Source organism: Sphingopyxis macrogoltabida, assembly GCF_001314325.1.
In the GTDB taxonomy this organism is placed as follows: domain Bacteria; phylum Pseudomonadota; class Alphaproteobacteria; order Sphingomonadales; family Sphingomonadaceae; genus Sphingopyxis; species Sphingopyxis macrogoltabida.
Genome location: NZ_CP009429.1, coordinates 5103241 through 5115511, shown reverse-complemented (window position 1 = coordinate 5115511; position 12271 = coordinate 5103241). Strand labels below are relative to the sequence as shown.

The window sequence follows — 12271 nt, the reverse complement described above, 5'->3', positions numbered from 1 at the left end:
ACGAAAAGCCGATCTGGGTGGAACCGCAGTCGTCGACCCTGCCTATACCAAGTTTCGCGGCGGCGCGCTAACATGGATCATGTTTACGGGTGCGCGCCCGCGACGCGGCGCCACTCAAACCAGCCCGGCCATCCGCGCCCGCGCCTTCATCGCCGCGACGAACAGCCGCACCGCGGGCAGGGCCGCACGCGACGGTTCGAACAGCAGGTGGACCGGCAGCGCCGGCGGCTGCTCGCCGGGCAGCAGCGAAATCAGCCGCCCGGCAGCGAGCGCGTCGGCAAGCTGGTAGCTCAGCAGATTGGCGATCCCCAGCCCCGCCTCGGCCGCCGCGAGCGCCGCATCGACGGTGTTCAGCACCAGCCGCGGCCGCGGTTCGAGCCGCCAGCGGCCGCTGGTGAACTGCCATTCGTTCACCGCGCGCGGCCCCATCGTGCCGATGAGGTCGTGCCCGGCAAGCTCGGCGAGCCGCGCGGGGGCACCGCGCCGCGCGAGATAGGCCGGGCTCGCGGCGAGCATCTGGCGTACCGCGCCGATCCGCACCGCCTTCAGGCTCGAATCGGCGAGCGGTCCGATCCGCACCGCGACGTCGATGCCTTCTTCGACGATGCGGACGTTGCGGTCGATCAGCATCATCCGCACGCCGAGGTCGCGGTGCTGTTCGAGCAGCGCGCGCACCACCGGGAGGACATGCAGCCGCCCGAAGGTCGCCGGCGCGGTCAGATAGAGCTGCCCGCGCGGGTCGGCCTGCGCCCCGCGCACCTCGCGTTCGGCGCCCGCGAGGTCGGCAAGGATACGCCGCGCCTCGCCAAGGAACGACGCGCCGGCATCGGTGAGCGCCACCGCGCGTGTCGAGCGATGGAACAGGCTGGTCCCCAACCGCGCTTCGAGCGCCGCGATCCCGCGCGTTACCGCCGGCGGCGAACTGCCGAGCTTGCGCGCCGCCGCAGCGAAGCCTCCTTCGCCCGCGACCGCGACGAACATCTCGAGCGTGAGCAGCCGGTCCACCGATTGTTCCATTTTATGAAATAGAGTTGTTCATTTTTCACAGATTATCGCTCTGGATGCAACGACCTATGTCCATCGTGAAGGAAGGAAATCCCGCGATGGCCCGCAACTATCTCCACACCATCTTCACCGACGCGGCGCGCGCGATGCAGGAACGGCAGGGGTCACGCGCCGCTTATGCGCGGATGGAGCTCGGCGCCGACGGCACCCCCGATCCGATCGGGCCGCGCGAGGCGGACTTCATCGCAGCGCGCGACAGCTTCTATATGGCCAGCGTCACCGCCGACGGCTGGCCCTATATGCAGCATCGCGGCGGCCCCGCCGGTTTCCTCCGCCATATCGAGGGCAACCGCATCGGCTTCGCCGATTATCGCGGCAACCGCCAATATATCAGCGCCGCCAATCTGGCGGGCGACGACCGCGTGTCGCTGTTCCTGATGGACTATCCGAGCCGCGAGCGGCTGAAGCTGCTCGGCCATGCACGCACCGTCGAACTCGCCGACGATCCCGCGCTCGTCACCTCGCTGATGCCGGCGGGCTATCAGGCGACGCCCGAGCGCGCCTTCCTGATCGAAGTGATCGGCTGGGAATGGAATTGCTCGCAGCATATCACCCCGCGCTTCACCGAAGACCAGATTTCCGCCGCGGTGCGCCCGATGGCGGCTGAACTCAACCAGTTGCGCGCCGAAGTCACGGCGCTGCGCGCCCAGCTATCGGGAGAATGACGATGATCCGCCTTTACGGCTCGCCCTTGTCGGGGAACACGCACAAGGTCCGCATGGCGCTCGCCTTCCTCGGCCTGCCGTGGGACGAAATCGCGACCGACGCCGCGGCACGCCAGTCCGATGCCTTCGCCGCGCTCACCCCGATGCGGCAGATACCGCTGTTCGTCGACGGCGAACTCATCCTCCGCGACAGCCAGGCCATCCTCGCCTGCCTCGCCGCGCGTCACCGGTCGGGCGACTGGGACGGCGAAAGCCCCGAGGAACGCGGCGAAATCCATGTCTGGCTGTCGCACGCTGCCAACGAGATCGCGAACGGCCCCGCGACCCTTCGGCTCCAGCGCAAGTTCGGCGCCGCGATCGCCGAGGACTATGCCGCAGCGGTCACGGCGCGCATCCTGCCGGTGGTCGAGGCACATCTCGAACGCCGCGACTGGCTCGCCGGCGGGCGGCTGACGATCGCCGACCTTGCGGCAAGCCCCTATCTGGCGCTTATGGGCGACGCGGGGATCGATATTGCGGCCTGGCCAGCGATCGGCGACTGGACGCGCCGGATTGCCGCGCTGCCGGACTTTCCGGAAATGCCGGGGTGGCCCGCCAAAGGAGCTATATGATGCCATATGTGAATATCAGGATCACCCGCGAGGGGGCGACCGCCGAACAGAAGCGTGAGCTGATCGCGGGGGTCACCGACCTCCTTCAGCGCACGCTCGGCAAGAATCCGGCGACGACGGTCGTCACGATCGACGAGGTCGAGCTCGAAAACTGGGGCATCGGCGGCCTGCCCGTCCTCGACTACCGCGCCCAGGCGACGGGGAAAGCCAAGCCATGACCAGCAGCAACGCCCCCGCCTTCGCGACGATCATGCTGCTCACCGGGGTCGGCATTCCGATCCTCGCGGCACTCAACGGCGGGCTCGGCGGCCGCCTCGGCAGTCCGATGGCGGCGTCGGTAATCCTTTTCGGTCTCGCGCTGCTGATCGCGGGCACCGGCGCGCTCGTCACCGGATCGCTCGGCGACATCCGCTTTTCCGGCGACATCCCGTGGATATTCTATTTCGGCGGGCTGTTCGTCGCCTTCTACGTCATTTCGGTAACCTTCATCGCGCCGCGCTTCGGGGTCGGCAACGCGATCTTCTTCGTCCTCGTCGGCCAGATCGCGAGCGCGGCGGTGATCGATCATTTCGGTCTGTTCGGGGCAGCGCAATTTCCGATCGATAGCAAGCGGATCGCCGGGATCGCGCTGATGGTCGCCGGCGTCTGGCTCGCGCGGCGGACGGGTTAGCGGCGGCTGTAGCTCCAGCTCCGCGCCTTCGACCCGTCGATCGCCGAGATGGTCGCGGTCAGCGTGTCGCCGCTCAGCACATAGCGGATGCGCTGCGGATAATCATGCGCGGCATTTTCGAAGGTCGCGCTCGCCGCGTCATGCGCCGCGAGCCGGAACACGACCGGCGCGCCGCCGCCCGGCTGCGCGATATAGGCGGGGGCGCCGCCATCGACCGCAATCCGCAGAAATTCGAACTCGCGGAGCTCATCGCCGCGCCCCGACCGGCTGTGGCCGATCATCGTCCCGCCGCGCGGGGCCGTCCAGCTTTCCTCGGTCCAGCGTCCGTCGACGTCGCTCACCCACTCGCCCGCCAGCCAGGCCAGATCGGCGACGCCGGCGCTCGGCGGCGTCGCGGCGAGCAGCAGCGTCGCGAGAGCCGCCGTCAACCACCGCCGCCTCATCGCCCCGCCTCGTCCGCCTCGGCCAGTCGCGCCTTGTGATAGCGCGTCCGCCGGACGATAACCGCGATCCAGATAAGCCAGCCGCCGACCAGCGCGATCCAGCCCCATGTTTCGGTGCGCAGCGGCCCGAGCATCCACGGCCCCCCGCTCTGCGGCCAGACGAACAGCGCGAAAGCGATCACGACAAGGACAAAGCCCGCGAGCCGCGACCAGCGCGCCACGCCGCGCAATTCGCGGCGATAGGCGATATATTGCTCCCGGTCGCTGAGGTCGGGCGTGGCCATGCCGCAGTCTCGCACAAAATCCCGGCGCGGCCAAGCAAGGCGGTCAGCGACCGCGTGCGGCCGGTTGTTGCCGTTGTGATCCCAAAGCGGCCATCCCCGACGGGCTTTCCACAACAAAAAGGGGGCGGACCACATGGCCCACCCCCTTTCTCGTCTCCGGCATCAGAAGCCGATCGTCACCCCGGCGCGCGCGGCGGTCTTGCCGCGGCGGTTGAAGCCCGACGCGACGCCGGCGTTCAAGGCGACATGCGGGCTCAGCAAGACGCCCATCTGGATCGACCCCGCCTGCGCGCCGTCGTAAGTGGCGACGTTCGCGGTGAGGTTGAACTTCATGTCGGGCAGGAAGGCGTTACCCGACAGCGCCGACGCAACCGCGGTCGAGCTCGAGATGCGGTCGTCGAGGATCGCGATCTGTGTGTCGATCTGGTCGAGCCGCGTCGACACCGCGTCGATCCGCTGCGACAGCGCATTGTCGGCGGCGATGCGCGCCGACATCTCGTTCGACAGCCCGGTGGTCAGTGCGGTGACCGATGCCTCCTGCACCGCAAGCCGCTGCGAGATCTGCAGATTGGCCTGCTGGCGCGCCGCGGTTTCGGCACTGATCGCGGCGCCGAGTTCAACCCCCATCGTCTGCCGCGCCGCGACTTCGGTATCGAGCTGGCCCTTGTTCACCGCATCGGTCGCCGCGGTCCCCGCAGCGACATTGACGATCCGCCGTTCGCCCCCCGCCGCGCCGACCGAGACGGTGTTCGCCTCCGCCGCCACCGAACCGTTGCCGAGCGCGACGCTGTTCGCGCCGCTCGCCGAGGCGCCGCCGCCGATCGCGACATTGCCCGCGCCCGCCGCCGTCGCGCCGTCGCCCAGCGCAATCGCCGAAGCGCCGCTCGCGGTGCTGGCATTGCCCAGCGCCACTGCACCATTGCCGGTCGCCGTGTTGTTCGCCCCGATCGCCACCGCGCCGGTACCGGTCGCGATATTCGGATCGCCGATCGCCACCGCACCATTGCCGGTCGCCCGGTTGTCGAGCCCGAACGACACCGCGCCCTCGCCCTCGGCAACCGTGCCCGACCCGCCGGCAATCGCGCCATTGCCGGTGGCAGTCGGTGCCGCGCCGCCATCGTTGTTGCCGACGACATTGCCCGCCTGTGCAATCACCTCGTCGACCCGCGCCAGCGCCTGATTGGCGGTGGTGCTGGCCTGATTGGCGGTCGAGATCGCCGTCGCCGCGTCGGCGAGCGCGGTGTCTGCGGTCGCCTGCGCATCCGCGGCATTGGCGAGGGCCGTGTCCGCGGTCGACTGCGCACCGGTGGCGGCGGCCAGCGCCGCGCCAGCATCACCCTGCGCCGAGCTGACTGCCGCAAGCGCGGCATCCGCCGTCGCCTGCGCCGCCGCAGCGTTGGCAAACGCCGAATTCGCGGTCGACCCGACGGCATCGAGTTGGTCGAAGTTGACCGCGTCGGTGCCCGATGTACCGGCCGCGACGTTAATGATCTGCCGCTCGGACCCACTCGCTCCAACCGAAATGACATTGTCTTGGTCGGCAATCGAGCCTTGGCCCAAAGCGACCGATCCTGCTCCGGATGCTTGCGCCCCCGCACCAATTGCTGTCGCGCCGCTTCCCGTGACGTTGGCCGAATAGCCGAGTGCGGTTCCCCCGGCCCCGGACGCGAACGTGCTTGTTCCTACCGCAGTGGTTTCATTGGCGAATGTGATGCTGTCAGCACCCAAGGCGAGCGAATCGGCCTCTGCCGATGCACCGGCGCCCATTGCCACGGCTTTGTCTCCGGAAGCACGCGCCTCTTGACCAATGGCAACTGCGAGATCGCCGAAGTTCGTTTGAGCTCTGCTACCAATCGCTACGCTGCCGATGCCCGAAGCGACGGTTTCGTTCGCGAACCCCAGACCGTCGCCACCGATTGCAATCGAGCCGGCGCCGGACGCCGCAGCCGAATCGCCCAGCGCAACGGACCTCAGACCCGATGCTCTGCCGCCAAGGGATACGGAACCGTCGCCATGCGCTTCCCCGCCGACTGCGAGCGATCCAATCCCGCTTGCTGTAGCGTTAAAGCCAAAAGCGCTGGCATAATCCGCGGTCGCCGTTGCGCTCGTTCCCACCGCTGTGGTGCCGTTGCTGGTAGCTCTCGATGAATCGCCAACCGCGACGGCGCCGTCCAAGGCACTGGAAGAAATGGCGTTCCCACCGACGGCAACACTCTTTTCGCCAAGCGCCCGGCTGTTCACCCCAACGGCGACAGGGCCGGTGCCCGGAGCAGAATTGCCCAAGGAGGTAGTGGGATCCTTATGAGCCACCGCATAGGGTCCGATGGCCGTGCCATTGTCATCAGCGATGGTCAAAATGCCGCAAGCGAGCGACGTGGTAGAAACCGATTCCGCCGATAGATCGGTGTCGGCGGCATCCGCAACACCATTGTCATTCTTATCGAGCAGGCATTCGGCCGCCCCCGCCGATCCCGAAAAACCCGCCACCAAAGCGGCAGCACAAAGCGAGCCGCGAAGCGCGGCGCGAATAGTCAGCTTCATAAGAAAAATGCCCCCGAAACAAGCAGCTATGATTCGCCGCTGCTTGGGAATTCGGCAAAGTCGAAGTCGTCGTCAACTATTAAATGGTCCGCAACCAGAGGCTTGGCGAAACTGATACTTCGTCCGCCGCCTCGCTTCCGCGCTCGACAGCCCGCCCCCCGCCGCCTATAACGCCCCATCCCCGGGGAGCCTGTCGTGCAAGAGCAGGTTGAGAGCGGAATAGACCGCGACCCGTTGAACCTGATCCGGGTAATACCGGCGGAGGGAGGGTCGGCGTTCCGCGAAACCGGACTCCCATTCTCGCTCCGAACAACTGGAGCGACTGCACATGGCCGACATCGATTCCCGCGTCGACAAAGCGCAAGCCGAACCGATCGGCGTCACCACTGGGCCCATTCGCGGCAGCCGCAAGGTGCACATCGCCAGTCCCACCGGCAGCGGTATCCGCGTCGCGATGCGCGAGATCGACCTCGACCCGCATTCGGGCGAACCCAGCGTCCGCGTCTATGACACCTCGGGGGCCTACACCGACCCCAACGCCAAGATCGACATCGCGGCCGGCCTTCCCGAACTCCGCGCCAGCTGGATCCGCGCCCGCGGCGACGTCGAGGAGGTAACCCAGCGCGAGGTCCGCCCCGAGGACAACGGCCAGCTCGGCCCCGACCGCAGCGGCGGCGTCCCCGCCTTCCCCAACGTCAAGAAGCAGGTGCTCCGCGCCAAGCCGGGCGCCAATGTCAGCCAGATGCACTATGCCCGCCGCGGCATCATCACGCCCGAGATGGAATATGTCGCGACCCGCGAAAATCTCGGCCGCGAACGCCTCGCCGAATATGTCCGCGACGGGCAGGACTGGGGCGCGAGCATCCCCGACTATGTCACCCCCGAATTCGTCCGCGAGGAAATCGCGCGCGGCCGCGCGATCATCCCGAACAACATCAACCACCCCGAAAGCGAGCCGATGGCGATCGGCCGCAACTTCCTCGTCAAGATCAACGCCAATATCGGCAACAGCGCGGTCGCATCCGACGTCGCATCCGAAGTCGACAAGATGGTCTGGTCGATCCGCTGGGGCGCCGACACCGTCATGGACCTGTCGACGGGGCGCAACATCCACGACACGCGCGAATGGATCCTCCGCAACTCGCCCGTCCCGATCGGCACCGTCCCCATCTATCAGGCGCTAGAGAAAGTGGGGGGCATCGCCGAGGAGCTCAGCTGGGAAATCTTCCGCGACACGCTGATCGAACAGGCCGAGCAGGGCGTCGACTATTTCACCATCCACGCCGGCGTGCGCCTGCCCTACGTTCCCTTGGCAGCAAAGCGCGTCACCGGCATCGTCAGCCGCGGCGGCAGCATCATGGCGAAATGGTGCCTCGCGCACCACAAGGAAAGCTTCCTCTACGAACGTTTCGACGAGATTACCGAGATCATGAAGGCCTATGACATCGCCTACAGCCTCGGCGACGGCCTCCGCCCCGGCAGCATCGCCGACGCGAACGACGAGGCGCAGTTTGCCGAGCTCTACACGCTCGGCGAGCTCACCAAGCGCGCGTGGGAACAGGATGTGCAGGTGATGATCGAGGGCCCGGGCCACGTGCCCATGCACAAGATCAAGGAGAATATGGACAAGCAATTGGAAGCGTGCGGCGAGGCACCCTTCTACACATTGGGGCCGCTCACCACCGACATCGCGCCGGGCTACGACCATATCACCAGCGGCATCGGCGCCGCGATGATCGGCTGGTACGGCACCGCGATGCTCTGCTACGTCACGCCCAAGGAGCATTTGGGCCTGCCCGACCGCGACGATGTGAAGGTCGGCGTCGTCACCTACAAGCTCGCCGCCCACGCCGCCGACCTCGCCAAGGGCCACCCCGCGGCGAAAGTCCGCGACGACGCGCTGTCGAAGGCGCGCTTCGAATTCCGCTGGCGCGACCAGTTCAACCTGTCGCTCGACCCCGACACCGCCGAGCAATATCACGACCAGACGCTTCCCGCCGAGGGCGCCAAATCGGCGCATTTCTGCAGCATGTGCGGCCCGAAATTCTGCTCGATGAAGATCAGCCAGGAAGTCCGGGAGTTCGCGAAGCTGCAAAATCAGGACAGCGCCGCCTTCATCGCCGCCGAAGAGGCCGAAAAGGGGATGGCGAAAATGAGCGAGGTTTATGAGGAAACCGGGCGCGAGCTGTATATGGGCGCGGGTGGACGGGAGCATGACTGATGGTCGCGGCTATGTCGCCGAGACTTTAGAATTTTGGCCTTGTGATACTACTAGGGCTGAGACTCATTCAGAGCCAGAAGGCCAAGGTAGTGACCAGCGCGACGGCTGACAGGAAGTTGGCGGCGAGCTTGTCGTAGCGTGTGGCGATCCGACGGAAGTCTTTGATCCGGCAGAAGGCATTTTCGATGAGGTGCCGGCTACGGTAGCGGTGCTGATCGTATCGGATGGCTCGCTTGCGGTTGCGGCGACCCGGAATGACGGGGCTGGTGCCATTCTCGCGCAAGGACGTCCGCAGCCGGTTTGCGTCGTAGCCCTTGTCGCCGAGCAGGTAGCGCATCGGTCCGGCGCGTTCGAGCAGTGCCGGTGCAGCCTTCACATCGCTGACATTGCCCGCCGTCAGCATAAGGGCATAGGGGCGGCCGAGAACGTCGGTCAGGGCATGGATCTTGGTTGTCCAGCCGCCGCGAGAACGACCGATCGCCTGCGTCTGGCGCCCCCTTTTCCACCAAAGGCCGAGCGCTGGGCTTTGATGTAGGTGCTATCGATCGCCGTGCTCTTCGTCACCGCACCCGCCCCTGCCAAGGCATCGAGCAACTTCGTCCAGAACCCCCGCCGCGACCAGCGGTTGAAGCGGTTGTAGACCGTCGTCGATGGTCCATAGTCTGCCGGACAGTCGCACCACCGGCAGCCGGATTTCAGTACATGAAGGATGCCCGAAATCACCCGCCGGTCATCGACCCGTCGCGCACCAGGCTGGTTCCGGGGCAAGTACGGCTCGATCGCCAGCCAAGCTTCGTCCGACAACCAGAATAAAGAACGCGACATCGTGAAGGGCCTCCCGCTGCGGTGAAGGCCCTTTGAATCAATACATACAAGCAATTTCAAGAGGCTGATTGGGTTTTAACCCTAAGGTAGGCTTCGGTGTAATCCTCTAGGAGGGATGATGCCCAATCGTTTTTATCGGGTCGAAATTCTAGAACGAAAGATTTAGAGGAGTTTTTCTCTTCGCAGATGACATAGAACTTAGCAGAGAATCGAATTTTCCCACGCGTGTCGGCGTCTATAAAATCTGTTGCGTTCTCGTCCGGAGCGCTATGCAGATTTAGAGCAAGAGAGCATTTGTCGGAACTTATCGTCCCTAATCTGACCTCAATGCATTCCTTTGATGGCAAGAGGTCGATCGGGCGCTTTAATTCTAAAAATTCTATGGAGGTAAGCTCCAAATCTCCATCGGATTTTTCACTGCCCCTTATATCTGAAACAAATACCCTGATATTCTTAGCAGGGTTATTTCCGTAATTTTCGAGATAGAATCCCAATTCAATTTCCCATGGCGTCTCCGGAGGGTCTCCATTGTATGATGACAGCACCCCATCGTTCCAATGCCTTACCCTAAACTTTGGCCTTCTGAGATAACTTATAAAATTAAAAGACTGCGAGAGCGCAAATCCTAGCAGCGCGCTAATCGCGGACAGTAAGATTTTTTCCATAACAGTCTCGATTCCTGACTGGGTGTAGGACTGATCCGTTTATCATAGCAATCTTTCGCGCCCGGCCATTAAGTGCGACCCAATTTCCTAGGAATTGGCGTGTCTACGGGCCAATAACCTCTCTTATCAATGTGCTGGAATTGCCTTGATCGCCATAGGTTTGTGCCCAGAACTTTTGACTTATCGCTCCCGTCTATGACGTAGCCTTCCGCTTCCAAGCGCTGAAGAAGCTCGCTTCGGGTCAGCGGCCGCCCTTCAGACAAAATTTGGCGCCTCGCCGCGGCCATCATTTCTGCGACATAGGCAGAACGACCACGCCGCGAGCGGCTCCCCTTCCACAAATCGAGCTGCGGCAAGTCCTGCTCCTTGTCGAGCATGGAAAGCTGCCGATAAGTCTCAATCAATTTTTCGAGTGCCTCGGACTCCAAACGCAACTCATCACGTCTTTTCAGTAGTTTAGATAAAAGCTCCCGGATCGATTCATCCGCCATTCCTGCCTCCGAGTCCGCGATTTGGCACGGAATAACACACAAACGCTGCACGGAGAACTAAAATGGGGTTGCACTCAAGATTAAGAGTGCATATGCAGGATTCGCGAAGCCGTATCTGCGAGTCTCGCAGCCGGCAGAGCAAAGCGAAGGGTGAATCAAAAGGGGGCCACCCCTTAGGATGACCCCCCAGCAAGCTGAGTGACGATGCACTCGGGCTCACCTGAGACCTGCCTGCTCGCATGCATCGCCACTTGGGTCAACCTGAAGTCCGACGATTTCGGGGGAAGGACCGGTGGGTAAGCTGTGGAAAACCATACGCGGCGATACGCTTATTCACCCGCACCCAACCTGACTTCGTTCGGGCTTCATCGATCACAACGATGAATGCTCGGAAGGTAAAATAAGATGTCTAAGGTTAGTGCATATCACTCGATAAAGCCCGGCACGCGTGTCCATCACAACGACAACAAGTGCACCGAGGGCAACAATATCGAAAGCTACAATCGCCGCAGTGGCACGGGTGGTCATCCGCTCTGTGACCACTGCAAGCGGCTGTAAATAAACGGGGGTGCGGCGCCGATGGCGTCGCACCAACACCATGCTACACTCCCACCCATGCGCGCCCGGAACCCCCTCTATGTCATGGCCAAGCCGCCGCCGGAGGTGCAGGCGGCGATCGCCGCGCTGCCACGCAACGACCCCGGGCGCGGGCCCGACCTGCTCCATGTCACGCTCATCTCGCTCTATGACCTCCATTATGCGCCGCCCGGGTGGCTGCCCGCGACCATCGCCGCGCTGGACGGCTTCGCCGCGGCGCCTTTCGCGCTCCGCTTCGACCGGTTCGAGAACCGCAAGGCGGTGACTTTGCGCACGCGCGATCCGCTGGCCGGGGCGCGGGCGTTCCAGAAGGCGCTGGTCGACCATCTGCTACGCGAAAAGGCGCCGATCATGGACGGCACCACCCCCGAACCGCACATCACGATCAACTATCGCGGCGACCGGCTGGGTTCGCAGACCTTCGGCGCGCTGAAACTGCCCCCGATCGAATGGACGGTGAGGGAAATATTGTTGATGGAAAGCGTTGTCGGCAAGACGACGCATGTCGAGCACGGCCGCTGGGCGCTGACGCTGCCGAGCCACTGAGCGCGGCGCGGGCACGACAACGAGCGGCACGAGAGAGGAGAGCAGCCATGGCGACGATCACGATCGGCAAACCCGCGGACAAGGCGCGGCTGCTCCACACTCTGGTGCTCGGCTTTGCCGCCGACCCGGTGGCGCGCTGGGCCTCGCCCGACGCCGCGACCTATATGAGCCGCCGCCACGAATTTTTCGGCGCCTTCGGCGGCGCAGCGTTCGATCATGGCACGGCGTTCGTCGCCGACGACGGCGCCGCGGTCGCGACCTGGCTGCCGCCCGGGGTCGCGCCCGACGGCGAGGTCATGGGGACGATCATGGACGAACAGACGCCGGCGCATCGCAAGGCCGAAATGGACGAGCTCGTCGGACAGATGGACCGCTTTCACCCCACCGAGCCGGTCTGGTACCTGCCGCTGATCGCCGCCGATCCCGCGCATCAGGGCCGCGGGCTCGGCACCGCGCTGATGGAAGCGGCGATCACGGTCATCGACGCCGACGGCCGCCCCGCCTATCTCGAAAGCTCGAACCCGCGCAACATCCCGCTCTACCGGCGCTTCGGCTTCGACAGCATCGGCGAGATCCGCACCATCACCTCGCCGGTGCTGACCCCGATGCTCCGCCCGGGGAAGGGCTGACGCGCGAAAGGATTTCCC

General features: G+C 64.6%; 15 protein-coding genes and 1 riboswitch. Of the genes, 8 read left to right on the top strand and 7 right to left on the bottom strand.

All coding sequences use genetic code 11. The annotated features are described in order from the left end of the window. Positions 1–114 precede the first annotated feature (114 nt). Positions 115–1005, bottom strand: a complete 891-nt coding sequence (locus LH19_RS24710) for a LysR substrate-binding domain-containing protein (protein WP_054734319.1) — start codon at positions 1003–1005, stop codon at positions 115–117. A 98-nt stretch (positions 1006–1103) separates the two neighbouring features. On the opposite strand from LH19_RS24710, the gene LH19_RS24705 reads away from it, so the two are divergent. The 4 genes from LH19_RS24705 to LH19_RS24690 are packed head-to-tail and all read left to right on the top strand — an operon-like array spanning position 1104 to position 3011. Then, positions 1104–1730 (top strand): pyridoxamine 5'-phosphate oxidase family protein, encoded by a 627-nt coding sequence (locus LH19_RS24705; RefSeq protein ID WP_054734314.1) that lies wholly within the window; start codon positions 1104–1106, stop codon positions 1728–1730. A gap of 2 nt (positions 1731–1732) precedes the next feature. Beyond that, positions 1733–2341: a glutathione S-transferase family protein gene (locus LH19_RS24700; protein WP_158514483.1), complete on the top strand. Its 609-nt coding sequence runs from the start codon at positions 1733–1735 to the stop codon at positions 2339–2341. Further along, entirely contained in the window at positions 2338–2559 is a 222-nt protein-coding gene (locus tag LH19_RS24695; protein WP_082396149.1) for a tautomerase family protein, read from the top strand. Before LH19_RS24700 ends, LH19_RS24695 begins: the two co-directional genes overlap by 4 nt. Next, entirely contained in the window at positions 2556–3011 is a 456-nt protein-coding gene (locus tag LH19_RS24690; protein ID WP_054732599.1) for a DMT family transporter, read from the top strand. Before LH19_RS24695 ends, LH19_RS24690 begins: the two co-directional genes overlap by 4 nt. Here LH19_RS24690 and LH19_RS24685 read toward each other — a convergent pair. From LH19_RS24685 to LH19_RS28210, 3 genes are all read right to left on the bottom strand, one after another. Beyond that, positions 3008–3439: a DUF6265 family protein gene (locus LH19_RS24685; protein WP_054732595.1), complete on the bottom strand. Its 432-nt coding sequence runs from the start codon at positions 3437–3439 to the stop codon at positions 3008–3010. The two genes, LH19_RS24690 and LH19_RS24685, sit on opposite strands and share 4 nt — an antisense overlap. An 11-nt stretch (positions 3440–3450) precedes the next feature. Next, positions 3451–3738, bottom strand: coding sequence for a hypothetical protein (locus tag LH19_RS24680; protein ID WP_054732592.1), 288 nt, complete (start codon positions 3736–3738; stop codon positions 3451–3453). A gap of 162 nt (positions 3739–3900) precedes the next feature. Then, complete coding sequence (locus LH19_RS28210) at positions 3901–6279, bottom strand: YadA family autotransporter adhesin (RefSeq protein ID WP_082396146.1); 2379 nt, start codon at positions 6277–6279, stop codon at positions 3901–3903. Positions 6280–6451: 172 nt separating this feature from the next. Beyond that, positions 6452–6563: riboswitch (TPP riboswitch) on the top strand. Positions 6564–6607: 44 nt separating this feature from the next. Here LH19_RS28210 and thiC point away from each other — a divergent pair. Then, positions 6608–8500 (top strand): phosphomethylpyrimidine synthase ThiC, encoded by a 1893-nt coding sequence (gene thiC / locus LH19_RS24670; protein WP_054732586.1) that lies wholly within the window; start codon positions 6608–6610, stop codon positions 8498–8500. 67 nt (positions 8501–8567) lie between these two features. Here thiC and LH19_RS28205 read toward each other — a convergent pair. Beyond that, a protein-coding gene (locus LH19_RS28205; RefSeq protein ID WP_234716168.1) for an IS5 family transposase occupies positions 8568–9268 on the bottom strand; the annotation gives its coding sequence in 2 pieces (ribosomal slippage) (positions 8568–8992 and positions 8992–9268; 702 coding nt in all). Here LH19_RS28205 and LH19_RS29560 point away from each other — a divergent pair. Beyond that, positions 9210–9350 carry a hypothetical protein gene (locus LH19_RS29560; RefSeq protein ID WP_234716212.1) on the top strand — a complete coding sequence of 47 codons (141 nt, stop codon included), beginning with the start codon at positions 9210–9212 and terminating at the stop codon, positions 9348–9350. The genes LH19_RS28205 and LH19_RS29560 overlap by 59 nt on opposite strands. Positions 9351–9381: 31 nt before the next feature. Here LH19_RS29560 and LH19_RS28895 read toward each other — a convergent pair whose 3' ends face one another. After that, the gene (locus LH19_RS28895; RefSeq protein ID WP_145923596.1) at positions 9382–9870 is read right to left on the bottom strand and encodes a hypothetical protein; all 489 of its coding nucleotides are present in this window, start codon (positions 9868–9870) and stop codon (positions 9382–9384) included. A gap of 188 nt (positions 9871–10058) precedes the next feature. Beyond that, positions 10059–10481, bottom strand: coding sequence for a hypothetical protein (locus tag LH19_RS24660; protein ID WP_054732584.1), 423 nt, complete (start codon positions 10479–10481; stop codon positions 10059–10061). Positions 10482–11096: 615 nt separating this feature from the next. Here LH19_RS24660 and LH19_RS24655 point away from each other — a divergent pair. Together LH19_RS24655 and LH19_RS24650 are read left to right on the top strand one after the other, a co-directional pair. Then, on the top strand, positions 11097–11624 hold the full coding sequence (locus LH19_RS24655) for a 2'-5' RNA ligase family protein (protein WP_054732580.1): 528 nt from the start codon (positions 11097–11099) through the stop codon (positions 11622–11624). Between the two features lie 47 nt (positions 11625–11671). Further along, the gene (locus tag LH19_RS24650; protein WP_054732578.1) at positions 11672–12253 is read left to right on the top strand and encodes a GNAT family N-acetyltransferase; all 582 of its coding nucleotides are present in this window, start codon (positions 11672–11674) and stop codon (positions 12251–12253) included. Positions 12254–12271: the final 18 nt, after the last annotated feature.

What these genes read in the sequence shown, in the direction of transcription:
- LH19_RS24650 (WP_054732578.1), top strand. Translation starts at nt 11,672, where the DNA reads ATGGCGACGATCACGATCGGCAAACCCGCGGACAAGGCGCGGCTGCTC.
- LH19_RS24705 (WP_054734314.1), top strand. Translation starts at nt 1,104, where the DNA reads ATGGCCCGCAACTATCTCCACACCATCTTCACCGACGCGGCGCGCGCG.
- LH19_RS28210 (WP_082396146.1), bottom strand. Translation starts at nt 6,279, where the DNA reads ATGAAGCTGACTATTCGCGCCGCGCTTCGCGGCTCGCTTTGTGCTGCC.
- LH19_RS24690 (WP_054732599.1), top strand. Translation starts at nt 2,556, where the DNA reads ATGACCAGCAGCAACGCCCCCGCCTTCGCGACGATCATGCTGCTCACC.
- LH19_RS29560 (WP_234716212.1), top strand. Translation starts at nt 9,210, where the DNA reads ATGCCCGAAATCACCCGCCGGTCATCGACCCGTCGCGCACCAGGCTGG.
- LH19_RS24655 (WP_054732580.1), top strand. Translation starts at nt 11,097, where the DNA reads ATGCGCGCCCGGAACCCCCTCTATGTCATGGCCAAGCCGCCGCCGGAG.
- thiC (WP_054732586.1), top strand. Translation starts at nt 6,608, where the DNA reads ATGGCCGACATCGATTCCCGCGTCGACAAAGCGCAAGCCGAACCGATC.
- LH19_RS24680 (WP_054732592.1), bottom strand. Translation starts at nt 3,738, where the DNA reads ATGGCCACGCCCGACCTCAGCGACCGGGAGCAATATATCGCCTATCGC.
- LH19_RS24700 (WP_158514483.1), top strand. Translation starts at nt 1,733, where the DNA reads ATGATCCGCCTTTACGGCTCGCCCTTGTCGGGGAACACGCACAAGGTC.
- LH19_RS24695 (WP_082396149.1), top strand. Translation starts at nt 2,338, where the DNA reads ATGATGCCATATGTGAATATCAGGATCACCCGCGAGGGGGCGACCGCC.
- LH19_RS24660 (WP_054732584.1), bottom strand. Translation starts at nt 10,481, where the DNA reads ATGGCGGATGAATCGATCCGGGAGCTTTTATCTAAACTACTGAAAAGA.